This is a genomic window from [Bacillus] caldolyticus, from assembly GCF_003595605.1.
Classification (GTDB): domain Bacteria; phylum Bacillota; class Bacilli; order Bacillales; family Anoxybacillaceae; genus Geobacillus; species Geobacillus thermoleovorans.
On sequence record NZ_CP025074.1, the window covers coordinates 2,527,171 to 2,548,134 of the forward strand.

A 20,964-nucleotide genomic window follows, 5' to 3' on the forward strand; every position below is an offset into this window, starting at 1 on the left:
GATGAAGAAATGGTTGGGTGTGTTGCTCGCCGCCATTCTCGTGCTCGCTTTGGCGGCATGCGGCGGCAACAATAACGACAGCGCGGAAGGCGGCAAAGACGGCAAATTGGTGAAGTTGAAAGTCGGTGCGTCGAACGTGCCGCATGCGGAAATTTTGGAAAAAGCGAAACCGCTTTTGAAGAAAAAAGGCATCGACTTGGAGATTATTACGTTCCAAGATTACATCTTGCCGAACAAAGCGCTGGCTGAGAAGCAAATCGACGCAAACTATTTCCAACACATTCCGTATTTGGAATCGCAAAAGAAAGAGTACGGCTATGATTTCGTCAACGCCGGCGGCATTCATATCGAGCCGATCGGGTTATACTCGAAAAAATACAAAAGCATTGAAGAACTGCCGGACGGCGCGACGATCATCATGAGCAACTCGGTCGCCGACCATGGCCGCATTTTATCGATGTTGCAAGAAAAAGGGCTCATCAAATTGAAACCGGGCGTCGATAAAACGAAAGCGACAGTCAATGACATCATCGAAAATCCAAAGCATTTAAAATTTAAGGCCGATGTCGACGCCGGGCTTCTGCCGCAAATTTACAAAAACGGCGAAGGCGATGCGGTGCTGATCAACGCCAACTATGCGCTTGACGCCGGTTTGGACCCGGCGAAAGACCCGATCGCCGTTGAGTCGCCGAAAAACAATCCGTATGTGAACATTATTGCGGTGCGCAAAGGCGATGAAAACCGGAAAGAAATCAAAACGCTTGTCGAAGTGCTGCAATCGAAAGAAATCCAAGATTTCATTAAAGAAAAATACCACGGCGCCGTCATTCCAGCGGCGGAAAACAATCAATAACGGGAGCGTTTCGCTTCCGTTTCTTTTTTGTCCCCAAAAAGCCGCTCCCCTTAAACGAAAAGAAAGCAGCAAAGGTTAAAACGATTCTGAATCCGAGGGCGCCGCGGCCGACCTGTTTCTCCGCTCTTCATCGGCCGTTCAAACGCGCCAGTACGGCGGCGAGCATAACGATGATGACGCAGTTTTGCAGGACGATCACAGCCGTTAAGCTGAAGGCGCCGTCTCCCTGTTCACCGAGGGTGTTGCCGATGATGATCCACGTCAAAAACGAAGCGAAAGCGGCTGTTAAGGCAAAGACAACCCAACGAATCAATCGCATTTCCCCCTTTTGTATTGATGATGGAAGTTGAACAGAACAGGCGGTTTTCATCATGACGTTCCATCTATGATCGCGAAACGGTGGTGTTTCCACACGCTTTCAATACCATTCGTTGTTTAATTTCGTTTTCCTTCATGCATACTAACAGCAGACACGAGCAAAGGAGGAAAACGGAGATGAACAACGGAACATATGCATCGGTCGAATCCGCGCTTCGCCACTACAAGGAAGGGCTTGGGGCGTTTACCCAAAAACTTCCGAACGTAGCGGAACGGTTTAACGCATTTACGGAAGCTTGTTTTGCCGAGGGAGCGCTGTCGAAAAAAGAAAAACAATTGATCGCCCTTGGCATCAGCTTGGCGACGCAAGATGAGTATTGCACGATTTACCATGCGAAAGGCTGCCTTGATGAAGGAGCGTCCGAACAAGAAATTTTGGAAGCGTGCGCGGTGGCGGCCGCGTTTGGCGGCGGGGCGGCGATGAGCCAGGCGGTGACGCTCGTGCAAGAATGCCTCCGCGAGCTGCGGGCGGCTCACTAGACTCCGGAAAAAACGGGGTCTTTTTTTTGCAAAAACTCGTACAAGCTTGAGGTTTTCGTGTAAAATAGTAAAAGGCGCTGTTTTTTCACACGGTCATAGTGAAAACAGAGCGGGAAAGTTGCAGGTAGTTTTCATTTGTTATAAAATTATAATGAGAATAAAATGAGAATGAACGATCGCTAGAAGACAAGCGAGCGAACTGACTCTCAATCGGGAATTGGAGGTATGCTGCATGGCGGTATTGACGATTCGCAATCTCCACGTCGCCGTGGAGGGAAAAGAAATTTTAAAAGGAGTGGACTTGGAAGTCAAAGGCGGGGAAATCCACGCCATCATGGGTCCGAACGGAACGGGGAAGTCGACGCTGGCATCGGCCATTATGGGCCATCCAAAATATGAAGTGACAGAAGGATCGGTGACGCTCGACGGCCAGGATGTCCTTGAGATGGAAGTCGACGAACGGGCGCGCGCCGGCCTGTTTTTGGCGATGCAATACCCAAGCGAAATCAGTGGAGTGACGAACGCCGACTTTTTGCGCGCTGCGATCAATGCCCGGCTTGGCGAGGGCAACGAAATTTCGCTCATGAAATTCATCCGCAAGCTCGATGAAAAAATGGCGTTTCTCGAAATGAACCCGGATATGGCGCACCGTTACTTGAACGAAGGATTCTCGGGCGGGGAGAAAAAGCGAAATGAAATTTTGCAGCTGATGATGCTTGAACCGAAAATCGCCATTTTGGACGAGATCGACTCCGGATTGGACATTGACGCGCTGAAAATTGTCGCCAAAGGCGTCAACGAAATGCGCAGCAGCGAATTCGGCTGTTTGATCATCACTCACTACCAACGGTTATTGAACTACATCACGCCGGATTACGTGCACGTCATGATGCAAGGGCGCATCGTCAAATCCGGCGGTCCGGAACTGGCGCAGCGGCTTGAGGCGGAAGGGTACGACTGGATCAAAAAAGAGCTTGGCATTGAAGACGAAACGGTCGGACAAGAAGCGTAAGCGTTAGGAGGAGGATTATGGCGACAGAAACGAAAATCCCATTCGATGAAACATACATCCGCACGTTCTCAAGCGGGCGCGGCGAGCCGGACTGGCTGACGGCGCGGCGCCTTGAGGCGCTTCGGCTGGCGGAGCGGCTGCCGCTTCCGAAACCGGAGAAGACGAAAATCGACAAATGGAATTTCACCGAGTTCGCCCGCCACACGGTCGACAGCGCGCCGTATGATGGTCTTGACGATTTGCCGGAAGCGGTCAAGGCGCTCATCGAGGCGGGCGAAGGAACGAAAAACTTGTACGTGCAGCGCAACCATACGCCGGCGTACGTGTCGCTGTCCGATGAATTAAAAGAAAAAGGCGTCATTTTTACCGACATCTTCACAGCAGCGCGCGAGCATGGCGACTTGCTGAAAAACTATTTGATGACGGCGGTCAAGCCGGATGAGCACCGCCTTGCCGCGCTCCATGCGGCGCTGCTCAACGGCGGCGTGTTTGTCTATGTCCCGAAAAACGTGGAGATTGAAACGCCGCTTCAGGCGGTCTATATTCAAGACGAAGATGACATCGCCTTGTTTAACCACGTGATCATTGTCGCGGAAGACAACAGCCGCGTCGTGTTTGTCGAAAACTATATATCGGCAAGCCGAGAAGGAAAAGCGGTCGTCAATGTGGCCGCCGAGGTGTTTGCCCAAGCGAACGCAAGCGTCTTTTTCGCCGCCGTCGACCATTTGGCCAAAGGCACAACGACGTATGTCAATCGGCGCGGCATCGCCGGGCGCGACGGACGGATCGAATGGGCGCTCGGGCTGATGAATGACGGCAACACGGTCTCCGAGAACATCACCCGCCTTGTCGGCGACGGCTCGTTCGGCGATACGAAAACAGTCGCGGTCAGCCGCGGCGAGCAAGTGCAAAACTTTACGACCAGCGTCGTCCATTACGGCAGGCATACGGAAGGTTACATTTTAAAACATGGCGTCGTCCGCGACAGCGCGACCTCGATTTTCAACGGCATCGGCAAAATTGAGCACGGCGCGTCGAAGTCAAACGCCGACCAGGAGTCGCGCGTCCTGATGCTGAGCGAAAAAGCGCGCGGCGATGCGAACCCGATTTTGCTCATTGATGAAGACGACGTCATGGCGGGCCACGCGGCATCGGTGGGACGCGTCGATCCGATCCAATTGTATTACTTAATGAGCCGCGGCATTCCGAGACGCGATGCGGAACGGCTCATCATCCACGGCTTTTTGGCGCCGGTTGTCGAGGCGATTCCGCTTGAAGGCGTGAAAAACCAATTAATTGAAGTGATTGAAAGGAAAGTTCAATCATGAATGTGAACGAAATTCGCGCGTTGTTTCCGATTTTGCATCAGCAAGTGAACGGCCATCCGCTCGTCTATTTTGACAGCGCGGCGACGTCGCAAAAGCCGCTGCCGGTGATTGAGACGCTTGACCGCTACTACCGCGAGTACAACTCGAACGTCCACCGCGGCGTCCATACGCTCGGGACGAAGGCGACCGATGCGTACGAAGGCGCGCGCGAAAAAGTGCGGCGGTTTTTAAACGCCCAATCGGCGCAGGAAATCATCTTTACGCGCGGCACGACCGCTGCGCTCAACTTGGTCGCTGCAAGCTACGGGCGCGCCAATGTCAAAGAAGGCGACGAGATCGTCATCACGTACATGGAGCATCACAGCAACTTAATCCCATGGCAGCAGCTGGCGAAACAAACGGGCGCAACGCTGAAATACATTCCGCTGCAGGAAGACGGCACGATCGATTTGCGCGACGTTGAGGCGGCCATCACCAAAGCGGCGAAGATCGTCGCCATCGCCCATGTGTCCAACGTTCTTGGGACGATCAACCCGGTGCGGGAGATCGCCCGCATCGCCCATGAGCGCGGGGCGGTCGTCGTCGTCGATGCGGCGCAAAGCGCTCCGCATATGAAGGTCGATGTTCAGGAACTTGATTGCGATTTTCTCGCCCTTTCCGGCCATAAAATGTGCGGGCCGACGGGAATCGGCGTATTATATGGCAAAAAGAAATGGCTTGCGCAGATGGAGCCAATCGAGTTCGGCGGTGAAATGATCGATTTTGTCGAGCTGTACGACTCGACGTGGAAAGAGCTGCCGTGGAAGTTTGAAGGCGGCACGCCGATCATCGCCGGGGCGATTGGCCTTGGTGCAGCGATCGATTTCCTTGAACAAGTAGGCTTGGACGCCATCGCCGCCCATGAGCATGAGCTGGCGCAATATGCGCTTGAACGAATGGCGGACATCGAAGGCGTCACCGTCTATGGCCCGAAAGAGCGGGCGGGGCTTGTCACGTTCAACATCGACGGGGTGCATCCGCACGATGTGGCGACTGTCCTTGACGCCGAAGGAATCGCCATCCGCGCCGGCCACCATTGCGCCCAGCCGCTCATGAAATGGCTCGGCGTGACGGCGACCGCCCGGGCGAGCTTTTACCTTTACAATACCAAAGAGGAAATCGATGCATTCATCGCCGCATTACAGAAAGCGAAGGAGTACTTCAGCCATGTCTTCTAACCATCCGTTGGATCAGCTTTACCGCCAAGTCATTATGGATCATTATAAAAACCCGCGAAACCGCGGGGTGCTTGAAGGAACGAACGTCGATGTCAACATGAACAACCCGACGTGCGGCGACCGCATCCACTTGACGATGAAAGTCGAAGACGGAAAAGTCGCCGACGTCAAATTTGAAGGCGAAGGCTGTTCGATTTCAATGTCGTCGGCGTCGATGATGACGCAGGCGATCAAAGGAAAAACGGTGGAGGAAGCGCTTCGGCTCGCCCACATTTTTTCCGACATGATCCAAGGGAAAGAGTACGACGATTCGGTCGATCTTGGCGACATCGAGGCGCTCCAAGGCGTTTCCAAATTTCCCGCCCGCATTAAATGCGCGACGTTGGCGTGGAAAGCGCTCGAAAAAGGGCTGCACAATCATGAACATGAAGGAAGGTGAACCGAGATGGCGAAAAAAGCCCCGGAAATTGGTGAATACAAGTACGGCTTCGTCGATAAAGACGTCTCCGTCTTCCGCGCCCAGCGCGGCCTGACGCGTGAAGTCGTCGAAGAAATTTCGCGGATGAAAAACGAGCCGCAATGGATGCTCGAGTTCCGCTTAAAAGCGCTCGACATCTTCTACAGCAAACCGATGCCGCAATGGGGCGGCGACTTGTCAAGCCTCGATTTCGATGAAATTACGTACTACGTCAAACCGACGGAAAAATCGGGCCGTTCGTGGGATGAGGTGCCGGCGGAGATCAAAGCGACGTTCGATAAATTAGGGATTCCAGAGGCGGAACAAAAATATTTGGCCGGCGTCTCGGCGCAATACGAATCGGAAGTCGTCTACCACAACATGAAAGAAGACCTCGAAAAACTCGGTGTCATCTTTAAAGACACCGACTCGGCGCTGAAGGAAAACGAAGACTTGTTCCGCGAGTATTTCGCCAAAGTCGTGCCGCCGACGGACAACAAATTTGCGGCGCTCAACTCGGCCGTCTGGTCGGGCGGTTCGTTCATCTACGTCCCGAAAGGCGTCAAAGTCGATACGCCGCTTCAGGCGTACTTCCGCATCAACTCGGAAAACATGGGGCAGTTTGAACGGACGCTCATCATCGTGGACGAAGGGGCGCACGTCCATTACGTCGAAGGCTGTACAGCGCCGATTTACACGACGAACTCGCTTCATAGCGCGGTTGTGGAAATCATCGTCAAAAAAGGCGCCTACTGCCGCTACACGACGATCCAAAACTGGGCGAACAACGTCTTCAACTTGGTGACGAAGCGCGCCGTCTGCGAAGAAAACGCGACGATGGAATGGATCGACGGCAACATCGGCTCGAAGCTGACGATGAAATACCCGGCCGTCATCTTAAAAGGCGAAGGGGCGCGCGGCTTGACGCTGTCGATCGCCATCGCCGGCAAAGGGCAGCATCAAGACGCCGGGGCGAAAATGATCCATTTGGCCCCGAATACGTCATCGACGATCGTCTCGAAGTCGATCTCCAAACAAGGCGGCAAGGTGACGTATCGCGGCATGGTCCATTTCGGCCGCAAAGCGTCCGGCTCGCGCTCGAACATCGAATGCGATACGCTCATTCTCGACAATCAGTCGACATCCGATACCATTCCGTACAACGAAATTTTAAACGACAACGTGTCGCTCGAACACGAAGCGAAAGTGTCGAAAGTGTCGGAAGAGCAGCTGTTCTACTTGATGAGCCGCGGCATTTCCGAGCAGGAAGCGACGGAAATGATCGTCATGGGCTTCATCGAGCCGTTTACAAGGGAGCTGCCGATGGAATACGCGGTCGAGATGAACCGCTTGATCAAATTCGAGATGGAAGGAAGCATTGGGTAAGCTTGATGAATCAAGGGTGGAGCGCTCCAGCGTGGGCGCTTGACCCACAAAACGCCCACATGATCAACGCAGGACAAAACAAGGGAGCGGCCGCCGTCCCTCATTCTTTCCGGTGATCTCCGGAAGCGTCAAGGCCGCTCCGCAGGCCATTTCTTCCCTCATGGGAGCATGTTTTTAGGGGAGCGCTCTTTTTGGGCGCTCCCCTGTCTTTCATTTCACATGCCAGGCGGCTCTGTTCAGCCGCGCCCGGTCTTCCTGTTTAGCTCTGGACTTTTTCAAGCGCCAATTTGATGCCGAACCCGATCATCACCGTGCCCGTGATGCCTTCGATCCATTTCTTCGTTTTCGGCCGCTTCATGAAATCGCTGATATAATGGATGAAGGAAATGTAAAACAAAAACCATATCGCGGTCATCGCCGTATAAGCCGCCCCCATCAGGAGAAACGGAACAAAGGAGTGCGAGCCCGGTGCTACGAATTGCGGCAAAAAGGTTAAGAAAAAGGCCGCCACTTTCGGATTTAAGAAATCGGTCAGAAACCCTTGCTTGAAGCAGGCGGTATGTTCTCCTCCTCCTCTGATGTCCGTTTCCACACTGGGGGCTTCGCCTTTTTTCATGACCCCATATAATGCCTTAACGCCTAAATACGTTAAGTACACAGCACCCACATACTTCAGGATCGAAAACAGCAAGGCCGATTGCATAATGACGGCGGAAAGCCCGAGCGACGCCGCGGCGGTGTGGAGAAACAAGGCGCAGCAAACCCCTAGTGCGGTTTTCAAGCCGCCGATCTTCCCTGCGGAAATGGTGTTTTTGGTCACCACCGCTGTGTCGGGGCCGGGCAGCACAATCAAAAATATCGATAAGAGAAGAAACGGGTACAGATGGATCATTGGACAGCCCTCCCATTGTCAGAATGTTTCGATGGGTATCATTGTATCGCAATCGTTCCTCGATTGTAAATTATGGACGTTATGAATCTATGAACTGACATTGCCCTTGATGGTGCGGCGGTCATTTTTATTTCGCGCCGCCCGCGCTTATGGTATAGTGAAGATAGCTGGAAATCGAACGAATTGGTGATCGTGATGATTTACATCGGACTGACTGGTTGGGGGGATCATGACAACCTCTATCCGCCAGGTCTTGCGGCGAAAGACAAGTTGCTGGAATACGCGGCCCATTTTCCGACGGTCGAGGTCGATTCGTACTTTTACGCCATTCAGCCGCGTTCGAACGTGGAAAAGTGGATTCGCGAGACGCCGCCGTCGTTTCAGTTTATCGTGAAGGCATACCAAGGAATGACCGGGCATGAGCGCGGCCCGATTCCGTATGAAAGCAAGGAAGCGATGTTTGCCGCGTTTCTGGAATCGATCGCGCCGTTTCAGGAAGCGGGGAAATTGGCGATGGTGCTGTTTCAGTTTCCGCCGTGGTTTGACTGTCGGCGCGAGCATGTGGCGTACTTGCGCTGGACAAAAGCGCGGATGGGGGAGGTGCCGGCGGCGCTCGAATTTCGGCACCAATCATGGTTTTCGCCGCGCTTTTATGAAAAAACGCTTCACTTTATGGAAGAGGAAGGGTGGATTCACACAATTTGCGACGAGCCGCAGGCGGGGGAAGGGTCGGTGCCGACCGTTTTGCATCCGACCGACCGGGAAAAGACGCTCATCCGCCTGCACGGACGGAATGTCCACGGCTGGAACAAGGCGACGGCCGGCGAGAACTGGAGGGCGGTCCGCTATTTATACCGGTACAATGAGCGCGAGCTGCGCGAGTGGGTGCGCCATATAGAGGCATTAAAACAAAAAACGAAACAGATTTACGTGCTGTTTAACAACAACTCCGGCGGCGATGCCGCCGACAACGCCAAACAATTGATCGATTTGCTTGGCATTGAGTACACGGGCCTGGCGCCGCGGCAGCTTGGTTTGTTTTGAAGCGGGGAAGAGGGGGATGGAGGATGGCGTATGCGTTGCTTGTCTTGATCGGCTTTATCGCGGGGACGGTCGGCAGTTTGGCCGGCCTTGGCGGCGGGGTGATCATCGTGCCGTCGCTTCTGTTTTTCGGCGCGCTCGGCTGGCTGTCGGCGGTGACGCCGCAAGTGGCGGTCGGCACGTCGCTTGTCGTCATTATTTTCAATGGCTTATCGTCCACATTGTCGTATATGAAAGACAAAATGGTCGACTATCAAAGCGGCTTGCTCTTTTGCCTTGGCAGCGTTCCCGGGGCGGTCATCGGCGCTTGGGTGAACAATACGCTGAGCGCCGCTCATTTTTCATTGTATTTTGGGCTGTTTTTAATCGCCATGTCGCTCTTTTTGTCGCTGAGCCGGAAGAAAACGAAGCGTTCGGCTGACGAGACGGCGGCGGCGACGGAGAATGAACGGGAGTCATCCCGATCCGAGACGAAAGCGGAAACCCGCTTGAAACGGGCATCGTGGTGGGCGCGGAAAGTCATGCGCACGTACACGGAGCGGAACGGGGAGACGTTCGTGTACGGCTATTATCCGCTCGCCGCGATCGCCATCGCGTTTGTGGTCGGCTTTTTCGGCGGGTTGTTTGGCATTGGCGGCGGCTCGCTCATGGTGCCGGCGATGATCGTGCTGTTTCGCTTTCCGCCCCATGTGGCGGTCGCCACGTCGATGTTGATGATTTTTTTGTCCTCGCTCGTCGGTTCTCTCACCCATGTCGCGATGGGAAATGTGCAATGGTCGTTTGCCCTTGCCCTCATTCCCGGCGTATGGATCGGCGCGAAAACCGGGGCGTGGATCAATAAGCGGATGCCAAGCCGGACGCTTGTCGTCGTGCTTCGGATGGTGCTCGTTTTGCTTGGCCTTCGGCTTGTGATCGAAAGTTTTTCGTAACCAAGGAGGCTTGCGCATTGAAGCAAACCGTCTATATTTATCATACGAACGACGTGCACAGCCATTTTGAACATTGGCCGCAAATCGCCCGCTTTTTGTCAGAACGGAGAAGGGAGCATCGCGCGCGCAACGAGGCGATGCTTTTGTTTGATGTGGGCGATTTTCTCGACCGCGTGCACCCGATTACCGAGGCGACGCGTGGAAAAGCGAATGTGGACTTATTGAACGATCTTCACTATGATGCGGTGACGATCGGCAACAACGAAGGGATCACCCTTGATCATGATGAACTGGATACGTTGTACGAACAGGCTCGGTTTCCGGTCGTTGTCGCCAATTTGTTTCGCCGCGATGGCGTGCGGCCGCATTGGGCGTTGCCGTATGTCGTCATCCCGGCGACGGAGACGTTTCGCATTGGGGTGGTTGGCGCCACCGCTCCGTTTTCTCACTTTTACGAGCTGCTCGGCTGGAAGATCGTTCCGCCGTTTGACATGTTGGCAGCGGCGGTGGAGGAAGTGAGGCAAAAGGCCGATTGCGTCGTTGTGCTGTCTCATCTTGGGGTGAATGAGGATGAAAAAATCGCTGCGACGATCCCAGGCGTGGACATTATTTTAGGCGCTCACACCCACCATGTGTTTCCAGAAGGAAAAACATTGAATCAAACACTGCTTTGCGCGGCGGGGAAATACGGAAAATATGTTGGGGTGGTCAAGCTGGAGATTGACCAAAACCGGCTGTCCAGGGCATCCGCGACGGTCGTGGATGTCGAACCATTGCCCCGCTCCGAGGCGGTCGAGCGCCATCTTGTTTGTCTTGAGCAGGAAAGTTTGGCGCGGCTTGAAGCGGAACAAGTCGCCGTGCTCCATGATGACTTGCCGCTTGACTGGTTCGCCCCGTCGCCGCTTGGGAATTTGCTTGCTTCCGCTTTGCGTGAGTGGTGCCAAGCGGACATTGGCATGGTTAACGCCGGCGTGCTGCTTGCGCCGCTTGCGAAAGGGCCGGTGACGAAAAAAGATTTGCATCGCATTTGCCCGCATCCGCTCAACCCGTGCAAGGTGAAGCTGCGCGGCGCGGAGCTCAAAGAGATTATCCTTGAGGCCAACACGGAACGGATGAAGCATTGGCAGTTTAAAGGGTTTGGCTTCCGCGGCGAAGTGATGGGGGAAATGGTGTACGACGGCGTGGACATCGAGGCCGGGCTCGAGGAGGACGGTCAATGGCATATCCGCCGCATTATGATCAACGGCGAGCCGCTCGATCCCGAGCGCACGTATGAGGTGGCGACGACCGATATGTTTGCGATCGGCCACTTTTATCCGCAAATTCAGCGGGCGGCGGAAAAAACGTATTACATGCCGGAGTTTTTGCGCGATCTTCTCGCTTGGAAATTGGCCCAATAGGCAGGCACTTCTTTTTCCATGCTTCATACATTGGAGTATGGAAAGGAGAGTGACTGCGGCGATGGTCGAAGTGAAGCCGATCATCATTGACGGACATCCGTTTATTGCTGTGTCCGTCCAGCTGCCGAAAACGAATTTGTTGGCGGTGGCGGGTGAAAAAGGGTACATTATGTGCGGAGCGCTCGATGTGGCGCTGTTGAATGAGAAATTGCGTGATCGCGGCATTATCGCCGGGCGGGCGGTCGGGGTGCGTACGATTGAACAGCTGCTCGAGGCGCCGCTCGAATCGGTGACAGTCGCCGCTTTGGAGCTCGGCATTGAAGAGGGAATGAAAGGAAGAGAGGCGCTGTTGAAAATGCGGTGAAAAAATCCCTCCTTGCAAGCATACATATAGCTTGTAAAGGAGGGATTTTCATTTTGTTGCGCCCCCGATTCGTGCGGAAGGGGCCGCTCCCGTTCCGCTATGTGTTTTTATTGACGTTCGTTTTTTTTATGTTCTCGACGGCGGTAAGCCTTTGGATTGTCAATAAAGGCATTAAGCCGGTGCTCATGGAGATTGCGGAAACGGAAACGAAGCGGATTGCCAACTTGGTGATCAATAACGCCATTGAGCAGCAGTTTCAAAAAGACAACCCTGAATTTCGGCAGCTGGTCACGGTTCAAAAGGACGAAAGCGGCAAAATTGTGTCGGTCGATTTTGACACCGCGGTGATCAATCGCATCTTATCGGAGACGGATGATCATGTGATGGAAAGCTTAAAGGCGGCGACAGAAGGACGGCTTGAACGGATGGTCCTTCCCGAAGTCGAGTCCGGAACTGGAAACAGCCGCGGCATCATTTATTACATTCCGCTTGGAAAAATCACGGATAATGCCCTCTTGGCCAACCTCGGCCCGCGCATTCCGGTGCAGTTTCAGATCGTTGGCAATGTCGACTCGGAAGTGACGAAAGAAATTCGAGCGTATGATATTAACAGTTTTTTTATTGAAATTGATATTCATGTATCGGTCGACATCCAAGTCGTCATTCCTTTTGCATCGAAAATTTCCAATGTGACAACAGATATTCCAGTTGTGATGCGCTTTATTCCGGGAGAAGTGCCGCAATTTTACAACAAAAACGGCGGTCAAGTCGGCCCGTCCATCCAGCTTCCGAAGCGGTAGTGGGAAAGGCTGTCAATGCGCGCCTCTAAAAGGCCGGCGACTGTCATCTTCCTAAATCGATCGTTCTCGTTCGACTGTCGAAGGCAAGCCAAGGCGTGACGGAGGATCGAACAACCGCCTGCTTCACAGACCCATATATGGGTCTTTAAGCGGCGTTGTTCGGTCGCCCGACAGTCGATCAAATACTCGGGTAAAAGCTGCAAATGGCAAAGCTTCAAATTGCATCTATATAGTTCCGTTAGGTTGACGGGTGCCCGCGTCAGCCGTTGGGAATGGTTTTGACAGAAACATGGAAATGTTATGCAAAAAAAGTGTTCTTCCCGGCGAAGGGGCTTTGGCTGTTTCTCTGGCGTTTGTCAAGAGGAAACAGCTTTTTTTGTTTTTCAAATAGAAAACAACTAGACGAGTTGGTTCGAATTTTGTAATATTATATTAAATTGAAAATAGTTTTATTATTTACATAGCAGTTTGAGAGGGGGAATGAACGGCCGGCATCGGAAGGCATGCATCAGTTTGCGGCGCCATCCGGCGCGGCGCACGAGCGCACAAGGCAGACGGACTCTATCGATATAGTATGCAGAAAAAGGTGTGCGCTCTGGTGACAGAACATTTTGAACAATGGGGGGAACAAGAAATGAAGAAAAAAAGAGCAGCAGGTGTCTTTTTCTCATTGATGCTGACGGCGGGTCTTTTGGCCGGCTGCGGCGGCAACCAGCAAGGAGGCAGTTCTTCAGGCGGAAACAGCGGCGGAGGCGGGGGCGGCGATGTGATTAAAATCGGCGCCAACCTTGAGCTGTCCGGCGGGGTCGCGTCATACGGCCAGTCGATTGCGGAAGGGCTCGACTTGGCGCTTGAGGAAATCAACAAAGAAGGAATCAACGGCAAAAAGCTGGAGTTGGTGAAAGTCGACAACAAATCGGAAGCGGCCGAAGCGACGAACGGCGCGATCAAGTTGATCAGCCAGGATAAAGTCGTCGCCATCATCGGCTCGGCGACGAGCACGAACACGCTCGCTCAAGTGCAAGTCGCCAACGACAATAAAGTGCCGCTCATTACGCCGACAGGCACGAACCCGACGATCACGAACAAAGACGGCAAAGTGAACGAGTTCGTCTTCCGGACGTGCTTTATCGACCCGTTCCAAGGGACGGTGGCGGCCAAATTCGCCTTGAACGAACTGAAAGTGAAAAACGCGGCGGTGTTGATCGACAGCTCGAGCGACTATTCGAAAGGGCTGGCCGCTTCGTTTAAAGACGCGTTCACGCAAGGCGGCGGCAAAATTGTCGCTGAAGAGGCGTATGTCGCGAAAGACACCGATTTCCGTGCGACGCTGACGCGCATAAAATCAAAGAATCCAGAGTTCATTTTCCTGCCGGGCTATTATGAAGAAGTCGGCCTCATCGTCAAGCAGGCGCGCGAGCTTGGCTTGAACGTGCCGATCATGGGCGGCGACGGCTGGGATTCGCCGAAGCTGGTCGAGATCGCGGGCAAAGACGCGTTGAACAACACGTACATCACGAACCATTATTCGTCGGGCGACCCGGATCCGAAAATTCAAGAGTTTGTGAAAGCCTTTAAAGCGAAATACAACAAAGCGCCGGATGCGTTCAACGCGCTTGGCTATGATACAGCCTACTTCCTGGCCGACGCCATCAAGCGGGCCGGCAGCGCCGATCCGGTGAAAATTAAAGACGCGCTGGCGCAAACGAAAGATTTGCAGCTCGTCTCCGGCACGATGACGCTCAATGAAAACCATGACCCGGTCAAATCGGCGGCCATTTTGGAATACAAAGACGGGCAGCAGCAATTCAAAACGAAAGTGAATCCGTAATGAAAGGCTGGATGGATGCATGGACGGGGGAGGCCCCTAAGGGGCGCCCTCCTGTCCGGCATTTCTTTTGGTCAACGACGAGTTTTCGTTAAGGAGCGTGCGATCATGGAACTCATTCAACAGCTGGTCAACGGCATTTCGCTAGGCAGCATTTATGCGCTCATCGCTCTTGGCTATACGATGGTGTACGGCATTGTTCGGCTCATTAACTTCGCCCATGGCGACGTCTTTATGGTCGGTTCATTCGTCGGTTTTTATGCCGTAACGATGCTTGGTGTCGGCTTTTTCCCGGCGCTTTTGCTGGCGATGGCCTCTTGCGCCGTGCTTGGGATGATCATCGAGCGGATTGCCTACAAGCCGCTGCGCAATGCGGCGCGCATCGCAGTGCTCATTACGGCGATCGGCGTATCGCTCTTGATTGAGTACGTCACGATTTATTTGCGCGGGGCCCAGCCGGAAGCGTATCCGAGCACGCTGCTGCCGGATCGGAACTTGAAGCTGTTTGGGGTTGTCATCAGCAGCCAGTCGCTGTTCATCCTCGGCACGTCCCTCGTTTTGATGATCCTTCTTCAGTTCATCGTTCACCGGACAAAAATCGGGAAAGCGATGCGCGCTGTTTCCCATGATGCGGAAGCGGCCCGGTTGATGGGAATCAACGTCGACAACACGATTTCGGCCACGTTCGCCATCGGTTCGGCGCTTGCGGGGGCGGCAGGCGTTATTTTCGGCATTTATTATACAAAAATCGAGCCATTGATGGGCATTCTTCCCGGATTGAAAGCGTTTGTCGCCGCCGTGTTGGGCGGAATCGGCATCATTCCGGGAGCGATGGTCGGGGGGCTTTTGCTTGGCGTCATCGAATCGCTCGTCAGCGGGCTCGGCTACTCGCTTTGGCGCGACGGAGTGGCGTTTGTCATTTTAATTCTCATTCTCATTTTCCGGCCGGCCGGATTGTTTGGCAAGAACGTACGAGAAAAAGTGTAAAGGATGGTAGGGGACAATGGCAACTTGGAAGCGGACTCGTGGATTTTGGGTTTCCGTCATACTGGCCTTCGCCTTTTTCGCTGTTGTCGAGTGGCTGATTGCAAGCGGGACGCTCAATGTGTTTTACGTCAACACGCTCTTTTTCATGGCGATCAACGTCATGCTGGCGGCGAGCCTTCACTTGATCATCGGCATCACCGGACAGTTTTCGATTGGACATGCCGGCTTTTTCGCCGTCGGCGCTTACGCTTCAGCCGTCATGACGATGAAGCTGCAGCTGCCGTTTGCGGTCGGCGTCTTGACCGCTGGGATCGCGGCGATGCTCGCCGGCCTCGTCATCGGCGTGCCGAGCCTGCGTTTAAAAGGCGATTACTTGGCGATCGCCACGCTTGGGTTTGGCGAAATTGTCCGCATCGCGCTCTTGAACATCGATTACGTCGGCGGGGCGAGCGGCATGACGGTGACGCATATGACGACATGGCCGTGGGTGTTCGCCTGCCTGTTTGTCACGATTTTGGTGATCGCCAACTTCACGAACTCGACGCACGGACGGGCGTGCATTTCGATTCGCGAGGATGAAATCGCCGCTGATGCCATGGGGATCAATACGACGTATTACAAAGTGGCGGCGTTTGCGATCGGTTCGTTTTTCGCCGGCATCGCCGGGGCGCTGTACGCCCATCACTTTTACATCATTCAGCCGTCGAACTTCGGCTTTTTAAAATCGTTTGACATTTTGATTTTCGTCGTGCTCGGCGGGCTCGGCAGCCTATCCGGCGCGGTGGTGGCGGCGGTGCTGCTGACGATCGTTTCGACGTTCTTGCAAAACTATCCGGAAACGCGGATGATCATTTACAGCATCGTCTTGATTTTGGTGATGCTGTACCGTCCAACCGGGCTGATGGGGACGAAAGAACTATCTTCGCTCTTCAAATGGCGGAAGGCAGCGCAGGGAGGAATGAATCATGGCGGCAAAAACACCGTTGCTTAAGGCAGAAAACGTCGGCATCCAGTTTGGCGGGCTGAAGGCGCTCTCCGGTGTGACGATGGAGCTGTATCAAGGGGAGCTTGTCGGGCTCATCGGCCCGAACGGCGCGGGGAAAACGACGCTGTTTAACTTATTGACGGGCGTGTATGTGCCGACTGACGGGCGGATTATGCTTGACGGCGAGACGTTGAACGGCCTGCCGCCGTATAAAATTACGCGCAAAGGGATCAGCCGGACGTTTCAAAACATTCGCCTGTTCGGCGAGCTGTCGGTGCTCGACAACGTGAAAGTCGCCTACCATGCGCACGCCCGCCATTCGATCGCGAGCTCCATTCTCCGCCTCCCGTCCCATTTCCGCGGTGAAAAGGAAATGGAAGAAAAGGCGATCGAGTTTTTGAACATTTTTCAGCTTGATGGCGTCATGCACGAGAAGGCGAAAAACTTGCCGTACGGCCAGCAGCGCCGGCTTGAGATCGCTCGGGCGCTGGCGGCGCAGCCAAAAGTGCTTTTGCTTGACGAGCCAGCCGCCGGCATGAACCCGCAAGAAACGAAAGAATTGATGAAGTTGATTGCGTTCATTCGCGAACGGTTTGCGTTGACGATTTTGTTGATTGAGCATGATATGTCGCTTGTGATGGGCATATGCGAGCGCATTTACGTGTTGGATCACGGCCAGCTGATCGCCGAAGGCACGCCGGAACAAGTGCGCAGCAACCCGAAAGTGATCGAGGCTTACCTTGGCGAGGAGGTGTCGTGACCATGTTGAAAGTGGATGGAATCGATGTGTTTTACGGCAACATTCATGCCTTAAAAGGCGTATCGCTTGAGGTGAACAAAGGCGAGATCGTCACGCTGATCGGGGCGAACGGCGCGGGGAAAACGACGCTTCTGAAAACCATTTCCGGGCTGCTTAGGCCGAAAAACGGCGACATCGTGTATGAGGGAGCCTCGATCGCCGGCAAGGCGGCGCAGACGATCGTCAAGCAAGGCATTTCCCACGTGCCGGAAGGGAGGCGCGTTTTCGCCAATATGACGGTCGAGGAAAACTTGGAGCTCGGCGCGTTTTTGCGCAAAGACAAAGAAGGCATTCAACAAGACTTTGCCAAAGTCTTTCAGCTGTTCCCGCGCCTTGAGGAGCGGCGCAAGCAGCTGGCCGGCACGCTTTCGGGCGGCGAGCAGCAAATGCTCGCCATCGGCCGCGCGCTCATGGCGCGCCCGAAGCTGCTCTTGCTTGACGAACCGTCAATGGGGCTCGCGCCGCTTTTGGTCAAGACGATTTTCCGCATCATTCAGGAAATCAACGAGTCGGGGACGACGATTTTGCTTGTCGAACAAAACGCCCATATGGCGCTCTCCATCGCCCATCGCGCCTATGTCCTTGAATCGGGGCGCGTCGTCTTGTCGGGAACGGCGAGCGAGCTGCAGGCGAGCGAGCAGGTGAAGCAGGCGTATTTGGGCGGGCATTGAGAAGCGATAGGCGGAAGAACGTCAGCGGAAAGCCGTTTCGGACGGTTGTGCCGCCGTGGAAAAAAGGCTGATTCCAACTTGGAGATCAGCCTTTTTCCGTCATTGCCGTTTCGGCCGGCGAACGCCGGCTGGGATGGACGGACGGGAAACATCGGCGTCCGGGACGTCTCTGCTCTTGAAAAAACATGCCGCTTATTTGGGCGGCTGGCGTTGGCGGAGAGAACCCCGTCGCGCCAGCCCCCGCGCGGCTAGCGGCGCCGTTGTTGCCGCTCGGCCCGCTCCCATGCTTTTAAGTGCGGGTACGGGTCAAACGCCCATTCGGTATAGCCGTTGTCTTTGTACATGCCGTAGTGAAGATGGGGCGGAAATTTCCCCGCCGTGCCGGGCGGACCGTAGCCAGAGCTGCCGACCGAACCGATGATCGTCCCCGGCTCGACGATTTGCCCCTCGCGAAGATCGGCGGCGAAGCCGTTCAAATGGGCAAAGTAATGGTACGTGTTGTTGATGTCGCGGATGCCGATGCGCCAGCCGCCGTATTTGTTCCACCCTTTCAGCTCGACGATGCCATAGCACGTCGAGCGCACCGGAACGCCGTAGCCGGCGAAAATGTCGGTTCCTTCATGAATGCGCCGCCCGCCCCAGCCGCGCGCATCCCCCCATGTATCGCGGTAGCTGTAATTGGCTCCTAGCGGAAGCGGAAACACGTGGTTGTCCAATTTCAACGTCTGATACTTTTTATAAATTCTCGCCTTTCCTAAAATCAAGTCGACGGTTTTGGCGCGTTGGTAATAGTTCCAAAGCGCGATTTTGATATGGCGGTGATCGATGCCGTACGTCTGCAAATAGCGGGCCATGGCCATGATCACATCGTCATCGTCATCCGCCCGCGCATAGCCGTCGCCGTCTCCGTCCACGCCAAGGCCGCCAAACTGGGAGATGGTGAACGGGTCTGTATCATGCGGGTTTTTGTTCAGCGGCCCGGCCCATATTTCCGGCTTCATATAAATGCCGAGAACGCCGGCTGGCTTGGGCAGGTCGCGGCGCACTTGCCGGACGTTTCGCTCATACTGGTCAATGGCCGCAAAGTAATACCACGGGATCAAGGAAACGGCTTCGGCCTTTTTGTACAGCTCCATTCGCTTTTCATACATCGCTTCTTCCTGTTCCGCCGCCGAAGCCGCGCCGGCGGCGATCCACAGCATCGCTGCCGCCGATATGGCGGCAAGCCATCGATGCACGCGTATTCCCCCTTTCCGCCCGTTTCATATGTTTAGTTTGGGGAGAAACGGGAATTTCATAAATGTTAAAAGGAGGAAAATCGTCTGATGGACGATTTTTTTGTGTTTTCCTGCGCTTTTCATTATAATGAGAAATGAACAATCATCGACAAGTGGAGTGAGAACGATGGCGACGAAAGAAGAACACGTCCGCAAGCCGGACTGGTTGAAAATCAAGTTGAACACGAACGAGAATTATATCGGTTTAAAGAAGCTGATGCGGGAAAACCGTTTACATACCGTTTGCGAGGAAGCGAAGTGCCCAAACATTCACGAATGCTGGGCCGTACGGCGGACGGCGACGTTTATGATTTTAGGCAGCGTCTGCACGCGCGCCTGCCGCTTCTGCGCCGTCAAAACCGGGCTGCCGACCGAGCTCGATTGGCAGGAGCCGGAACGCGTCGCGGAATCGGTGCGCATCATGAACTTGAAACACGTCGTCGTCACCGCCGTCGCCCGCGATGACCTAAAAGACGGCGGGGCGGCGGTATTCGCCGAAACGGTGCGCGCCATCCGCCGGAAAAACCCGTTTACGACGATCGAGGTGCTGCCGTCGGATATGGGCGGGGTGTATGAAAACTTGAAAATTTTGATGGATGCCCGCCCTGACATTTTAAACCATAACATCGAAACGGTGCGCCGCTTGACTCCAAGGGTGCGCGCCCGCGCGACGTACGAACGTTCGCTTGAGTTTTTGCGGCGCGCGAAAGAATTGCAGCCGGACATTCCGACGAAATCGAGCATCATGGTCGGCCTTGGGGAAACGAAAGAGGAAATCATTGAAGCGATGGATGACTTGCGCGCCAACCATGTCGACATTTTGACGATCGGCCAGTATTTGCAACCGACGAAAAAGCATTTGAAGGTCGTGAAATATTACCATCCGGACGAGTTTCAAGAGCTGAAAGAAATCGCGTTGAGCAAAGGGTTCAGCCATTGTGAAGCGGGGCCGCTCGTCCGCTCGTCGTACCATGCCGATGAGCAGGTGAGCGAGGCGGCGAAAGCGCGGCAGTTGAAAGCGTAACATCCAACGAACGGCACGAAAGCAAGCAAGCGTTGTTTCAGCGGCTGAAAGCATCATCCCGGCCGGATGAACGCGAAGAAACGGTCATGCCTTTCATAAAGAAGGCAGACCGTTTCTTTTCCCTAGCGCCCCGCTTTCGTCGCCCGCGGCGTGCCGTCGCGGAAATCGCGGTCTAATTCATCGTTTGTTTCGTTGATCATTTCGCCGTTTTCATTTTCCCCGTCGCTCAGTTTTTTCCCTTGCGGATATTTCAACATCCGCTGAATCGTCGCATCGAGAATTTGGTCGATGTTGCGCGTGTTCGAATCAAGGCGCCCGAAGCGCTCAATGTCCTTCATCAGCTGCGGATTGTCGGCGACATACACATGGTAGTAGCGGGGAACGACGGAAAGCGCTGTTTTTTTCACTTGATCGGCCGTTTGCTGCCGGTTGTTCGTGTCCGCGTCATACACGACGAGCACTTCCTCATCCGTGACGAGCGTGGCGACGTCTTTGACGCCCGGCAGCTGGGTGCACAATTTGCTGATTAAATCAGCCGCTTTCTCGCGGTTGAAGGACGGCATGTCGTTATAGCCGTTTGCATCGCCGAGGATCGGGCTTTTTTGATGGCGGACGTAGCCGAAGTTGTTCATCGGCGTGTCATCGCCGTTGGGCACCCCGTTTTCATTGTACAGCTCGTTGCGGTCGGTGACATTGATCGTGTTGCCGCTCCGCTTGTAAATATCGGTGTTTTCGTCCTGAGCCGTCTGCGCGCAGCCGGCTAGGGCGACGGCCGCTCCGAACGCAACGGCCAACCATGGTCGTCTCATCGTCAGCACCCCCTTCGCTTTTAGGGTGGCACACGGATGATGGTTTG

The 20,964-nt window shown here is 54.4% G+C and carries 23 protein-coding genes; 19 read left to right on the plus strand and 4 right to left on the minus strand.

The window, feature by feature from the left end; translation table 11 throughout:
• The first annotated feature begins 1 nt into the window (after window position 1).
• On the plus strand, window positions 2-853 hold the full coding sequence (locus CWI35_RS13050) for a MetQ/NlpA family ABC transporter substrate-binding protein (protein WP_119877836.1): 852 nt from the start codon (window positions 2-4) through the stop codon (window positions 851-853).
• A 127-nt stretch (window positions 854-980) separates the two neighbouring features.
• Here the strand turns inward: CWI35_RS13050 and CWI35_RS13055 are convergent, their stop codons facing one another.
• Entirely contained in the window at window positions 981-1,172 is a 192-nt protein-coding gene (locus CWI35_RS13055; protein ID WP_014196683.1) for a hypothetical protein, read from the minus strand.
• Window positions 1,173-1,348: 176 nt separating this feature from the next.
• On the opposite strand from CWI35_RS13055, the gene CWI35_RS13060 reads away from it, so the two are divergent.
• The 6 genes from CWI35_RS13060 (at window position 1,349) to sufB (ending at window position 7,111) form a co-directional block, all read left to right on the plus strand.
• Complete coding sequence (locus CWI35_RS13060; RefSeq protein WP_011232466.1) at window positions 1,349-1,711, plus strand: carboxymuconolactone decarboxylase family protein; 363 nt, start codon at window positions 1,349-1,351, stop codon at window positions 1,709-1,711.
• A 232-nt stretch (window positions 1,712-1,943) separates the two neighbouring features.
• Window positions 1,944-2,723: a Fe-S cluster assembly ATPase SufC gene (gene sufC / locus CWI35_RS13065; protein WP_011232465.1), complete on the plus strand. Its 780-nt coding sequence runs from the start codon at window positions 1,944-1,946 to the stop codon at window positions 2,721-2,723.
• 17 nt (window positions 2,724-2,740) lie between these two features.
• The gene (sufD, locus tag CWI35_RS13070) at window positions 2,741-4,051 is read left to right on the plus strand and encodes a Fe-S cluster assembly protein SufD (RefSeq protein WP_011232464.1); all 1,311 of its coding nucleotides are present in this window, start codon (window positions 2,741-2,743) and stop codon (window positions 4,049-4,051) included.
• Entirely contained in the window at window positions 4,048-5,268 is a 1,221-nt protein-coding gene (locus CWI35_RS13075) for a cysteine desulfurase (RefSeq protein WP_062898907.1), read from the plus strand. Before sufD ends, CWI35_RS13075 begins: the two co-directional genes overlap by 4 nt.
• Complete coding sequence (gene sufU, locus CWI35_RS13080; RefSeq protein ID WP_013144310.1) at window positions 5,258-5,707, plus strand: Fe-S cluster assembly sulfur transfer protein SufU; 450 nt, start codon at window positions 5,258-5,260, stop codon at window positions 5,705-5,707. Before CWI35_RS13075 ends, sufU begins: the two co-directional genes overlap by 11 nt.
• 6 nt (window positions 5,708-5,713) lie before the next feature.
• Window positions 5,714-7,111, plus strand: coding sequence for a Fe-S cluster assembly protein SufB (gene sufB / locus CWI35_RS13085; protein WP_011232461.1), 1,398 nt, complete (start codon window positions 5,714-5,716; stop codon window positions 7,109-7,111).
• A 259-nt stretch (window positions 7,112-7,370) separates the two neighbouring features.
• Here the strand turns inward: sufB and CWI35_RS13090 are convergent, their stop codons facing one another.
• On the minus strand, window positions 7,371-8,003 hold the full coding sequence (locus CWI35_RS13090; RefSeq protein WP_011232456.1) for a LysE family translocator: 633 nt from the start codon (window positions 8,001-8,003) through the stop codon (window positions 7,371-7,373).
• Window positions 8,004-8,198: 195 nt separating this feature from the next.
• Here CWI35_RS13090 and CWI35_RS13095 point away from each other — a divergent pair, with 195 nt between their 5' ends.
• The 11 genes from CWI35_RS13095 (at window position 8,199) to CWI35_RS13145 (ending at window position 18,059) form a co-directional block, all read left to right on the plus strand.
• Window positions 8,199-9,047: a DUF72 domain-containing protein gene (locus CWI35_RS13095; RefSeq protein WP_011232455.1), complete on the plus strand. Its 849-nt coding sequence runs from the start codon at window positions 8,199-8,201 to the stop codon at window positions 9,045-9,047.
• A gap of 23 nt (window positions 9,048-9,070) precedes the next feature.
• Window positions 9,071-9,973 carry a sulfite exporter TauE/SafE family protein gene (locus CWI35_RS13100; RefSeq protein WP_011232454.1) on the plus strand — a complete coding sequence of 301 codons (903 nt, stop codon included), beginning with the start codon at window positions 9,071-9,073 and terminating at the stop codon, window positions 9,971-9,973.
• Window positions 9,974-9,990: 17 nt separating this feature from the next.
• The gene (locus tag CWI35_RS13105; RefSeq protein WP_011232453.1) at window positions 9,991-11,373 is read left to right on the plus strand and encodes a bifunctional metallophosphatase/5'-nucleotidase; all 1,383 of its coding nucleotides are present in this window, start codon (window positions 9,991-9,993) and stop codon (window positions 11,371-11,373) included.
• Window positions 11,374-11,434: 61 nt separating this feature from the next.
• Entirely contained in the window at window positions 11,435-11,737 is a 303-nt protein-coding gene (locus CWI35_RS13110) for a YunC family protein (protein WP_011232452.1), read from the plus strand.
• A 53-nt stretch (window positions 11,738-11,790) separates the two neighbouring features.
• On the plus strand, window positions 11,791-12,537 hold the full coding sequence (yunB, locus tag CWI35_RS13115; RefSeq protein ID WP_011232451.1) for a sporulation protein YunB: 747 nt from the start codon (window positions 11,791-11,793) through the stop codon (window positions 12,535-12,537).
• Between the two features lie 634 nt (window positions 12,538-13,171).
• Window positions 13,172-14,368, plus strand: a complete 1,197-nt coding sequence (locus CWI35_RS13120) for an ABC transporter substrate-binding protein (protein WP_011232450.1) — start codon at window positions 13,172-13,174, stop codon at window positions 14,366-14,368.
• A gap of 105 nt (window positions 14,369-14,473) precedes the next feature.
• Window positions 14,474-15,352, plus strand: a complete 879-nt coding sequence (locus CWI35_RS13125; protein WP_011232449.1) for a branched-chain amino acid ABC transporter permease — start codon at window positions 14,474-14,476, stop codon at window positions 15,350-15,352.
• Between the two features lie 16 nt (window positions 15,353-15,368).
• Entirely contained in the window at window positions 15,369-16,343 is a 975-nt protein-coding gene (locus tag CWI35_RS13130; protein WP_011232448.1) for a branched-chain amino acid ABC transporter permease, read from the plus strand.
• Window positions 16,318-17,097, plus strand: a complete 780-nt coding sequence (locus tag CWI35_RS13135; protein WP_011232447.1) for an ABC transporter ATP-binding protein — start codon at window positions 16,318-16,320, stop codon at window positions 17,095-17,097. Before CWI35_RS13130 ends, CWI35_RS13135 begins: the two co-directional genes overlap by 26 nt.
• Before the next feature lie 2 nt (window positions 17,098-17,099).
• Window positions 17,100-17,807, plus strand: a complete 708-nt coding sequence (locus tag CWI35_RS13140; protein WP_011232446.1) for an ABC transporter ATP-binding protein — start codon at window positions 17,100-17,102, stop codon at window positions 17,805-17,807.
• 78 nt (window positions 17,808-17,885) lie between these two features.
• Window positions 17,886-18,059 carry a hypothetical protein gene (locus CWI35_RS13145; RefSeq protein ID WP_227456685.1) on the plus strand — a complete coding sequence of 58 codons (174 nt, stop codon included), beginning with the start codon at window positions 17,886-17,888 and terminating at the stop codon, window positions 18,057-18,059.
• Here the strand turns inward: CWI35_RS13145 and CWI35_RS13150 are convergent.
• Window positions 18,056-19,045 (minus strand): M23 family metallopeptidase, encoded by a 990-nt coding sequence (locus CWI35_RS13150; protein ID WP_011232445.1) that lies wholly within the window; start codon window positions 19,043-19,045, stop codon window positions 18,056-18,058. The two genes, CWI35_RS13145 and CWI35_RS13150, sit on opposite strands and share 4 nt — an antisense overlap.
• A 166-nt stretch (window positions 19,046-19,211) precedes the next feature.
• Here CWI35_RS13150 and lipA point away from each other — a divergent pair, with 166 nt between their 5' ends.
• Window positions 19,212-20,108, plus strand: a complete 897-nt coding sequence (gene lipA, locus CWI35_RS13155; protein WP_013144325.1) for a lipoyl synthase — start codon at window positions 19,212-19,214, stop codon at window positions 20,106-20,108.
• Between the two features lie 122 nt (window positions 20,109-20,230).
• Here the strand turns inward: lipA and CWI35_RS13160 are convergent, their stop codons facing one another.
• Window positions 20,231-20,917: a YhcN/YlaJ family sporulation lipoprotein gene (locus CWI35_RS13160; RefSeq protein WP_011232443.1), complete on the minus strand. Its 687-nt coding sequence runs from the start codon at window positions 20,915-20,917 to the stop codon at window positions 20,231-20,233.
• Window positions 20,918-20,964: the final 47 nt, after the last annotated feature.

What these genes read in the sequence shown, in the direction of transcription:
- CWI35_RS13050 (WP_119877836.1), top strand. Translation starts at nt 2, where the DNA reads ATGAAGAAATGGTTGGGTGTGTTGCTCGCCGCCATTCTCGTGCTCGCT.
- CWI35_RS13055 (WP_014196683.1), bottom strand. Translation starts at nt 1,172, where the DNA reads ATGCGATTGATTCGTTGGGTTGTCTTTGCCTTAACAGCCGCTTTCGCT.
- CWI35_RS13060 (WP_011232466.1), top strand. Translation starts at nt 1,349, where the DNA reads ATGAACAACGGAACATATGCATCGGTCGAATCCGCGCTTCGCCACTAC.
- sufC (WP_011232465.1), top strand. Translation starts at nt 1,944, where the DNA reads ATGGCGGTATTGACGATTCGCAATCTCCACGTCGCCGTGGAGGGAAAA.
- sufD (WP_011232464.1), top strand. Translation starts at nt 2,741, where the DNA reads ATGGCGACAGAAACGAAAATCCCATTCGATGAAACATACATCCGCACG.
- CWI35_RS13075 (WP_062898907.1), top strand. Translation starts at nt 4,048, where the DNA reads ATGAATGTGAACGAAATTCGCGCGTTGTTTCCGATTTTGCATCAGCAA.
- sufU (WP_013144310.1), top strand. Translation starts at nt 5,258, where the DNA reads ATGTCTTCTAACCATCCGTTGGATCAGCTTTACCGCCAAGTCATTATG.
- sufB (WP_011232461.1), top strand. Translation starts at nt 5,714, where the DNA reads ATGGCGAAAAAAGCCCCGGAAATTGGTGAATACAAGTACGGCTTCGTC.
- CWI35_RS13090 (WP_011232456.1), bottom strand. Translation starts at nt 8,003, where the DNA reads ATGATCCATCTGTACCCGTTTCTTCTCTTATCGATATTTTTGATTGTG.
- CWI35_RS13095 (WP_011232455.1), top strand. Translation starts at nt 8,199, where the DNA reads ATGATTTACATCGGACTGACTGGTTGGGGGGATCATGACAACCTCTAT.
- CWI35_RS13100 (WP_011232454.1), top strand. Translation starts at nt 9,071, where the DNA reads ATGGCGTATGCGTTGCTTGTCTTGATCGGCTTTATCGCGGGGACGGTC.
- CWI35_RS13110 (WP_011232452.1), top strand. Translation starts at nt 11,435, where the DNA reads ATGGTCGAAGTGAAGCCGATCATCATTGACGGACATCCGTTTATTGCT.
- CWI35_RS13120 (WP_011232450.1), top strand. Translation starts at nt 13,172, where the DNA reads ATGAAGAAAAAAAGAGCAGCAGGTGTCTTTTTCTCATTGATGCTGACG.
- CWI35_RS13125 (WP_011232449.1), top strand. Translation starts at nt 14,474, where the DNA reads ATGGAACTCATTCAACAGCTGGTCAACGGCATTTCGCTAGGCAGCATT.
- CWI35_RS13130 (WP_011232448.1), top strand. Translation starts at nt 15,369, where the DNA reads ATGGCAACTTGGAAGCGGACTCGTGGATTTTGGGTTTCCGTCATACTG.
- CWI35_RS13135 (WP_011232447.1), top strand. Translation starts at nt 16,318, where the DNA reads ATGGCGGCAAAAACACCGTTGCTTAAGGCAGAAAACGTCGGCATCCAG.
- CWI35_RS13140 (WP_011232446.1), top strand. Translation starts at nt 17,100, where the DNA reads ATGTTGAAAGTGGATGGAATCGATGTGTTTTACGGCAACATTCATGCC.
- lipA (WP_013144325.1), top strand. Translation starts at nt 19,212, where the DNA reads ATGGCGACGAAAGAAGAACACGTCCGCAAGCCGGACTGGTTGAAAATC.
- CWI35_RS13160 (WP_011232443.1), bottom strand. Translation starts at nt 20,917, where the DNA reads ATGAGACGACCATGGTTGGCCGTTGCGTTCGGAGCGGCCGTCGCCCTA.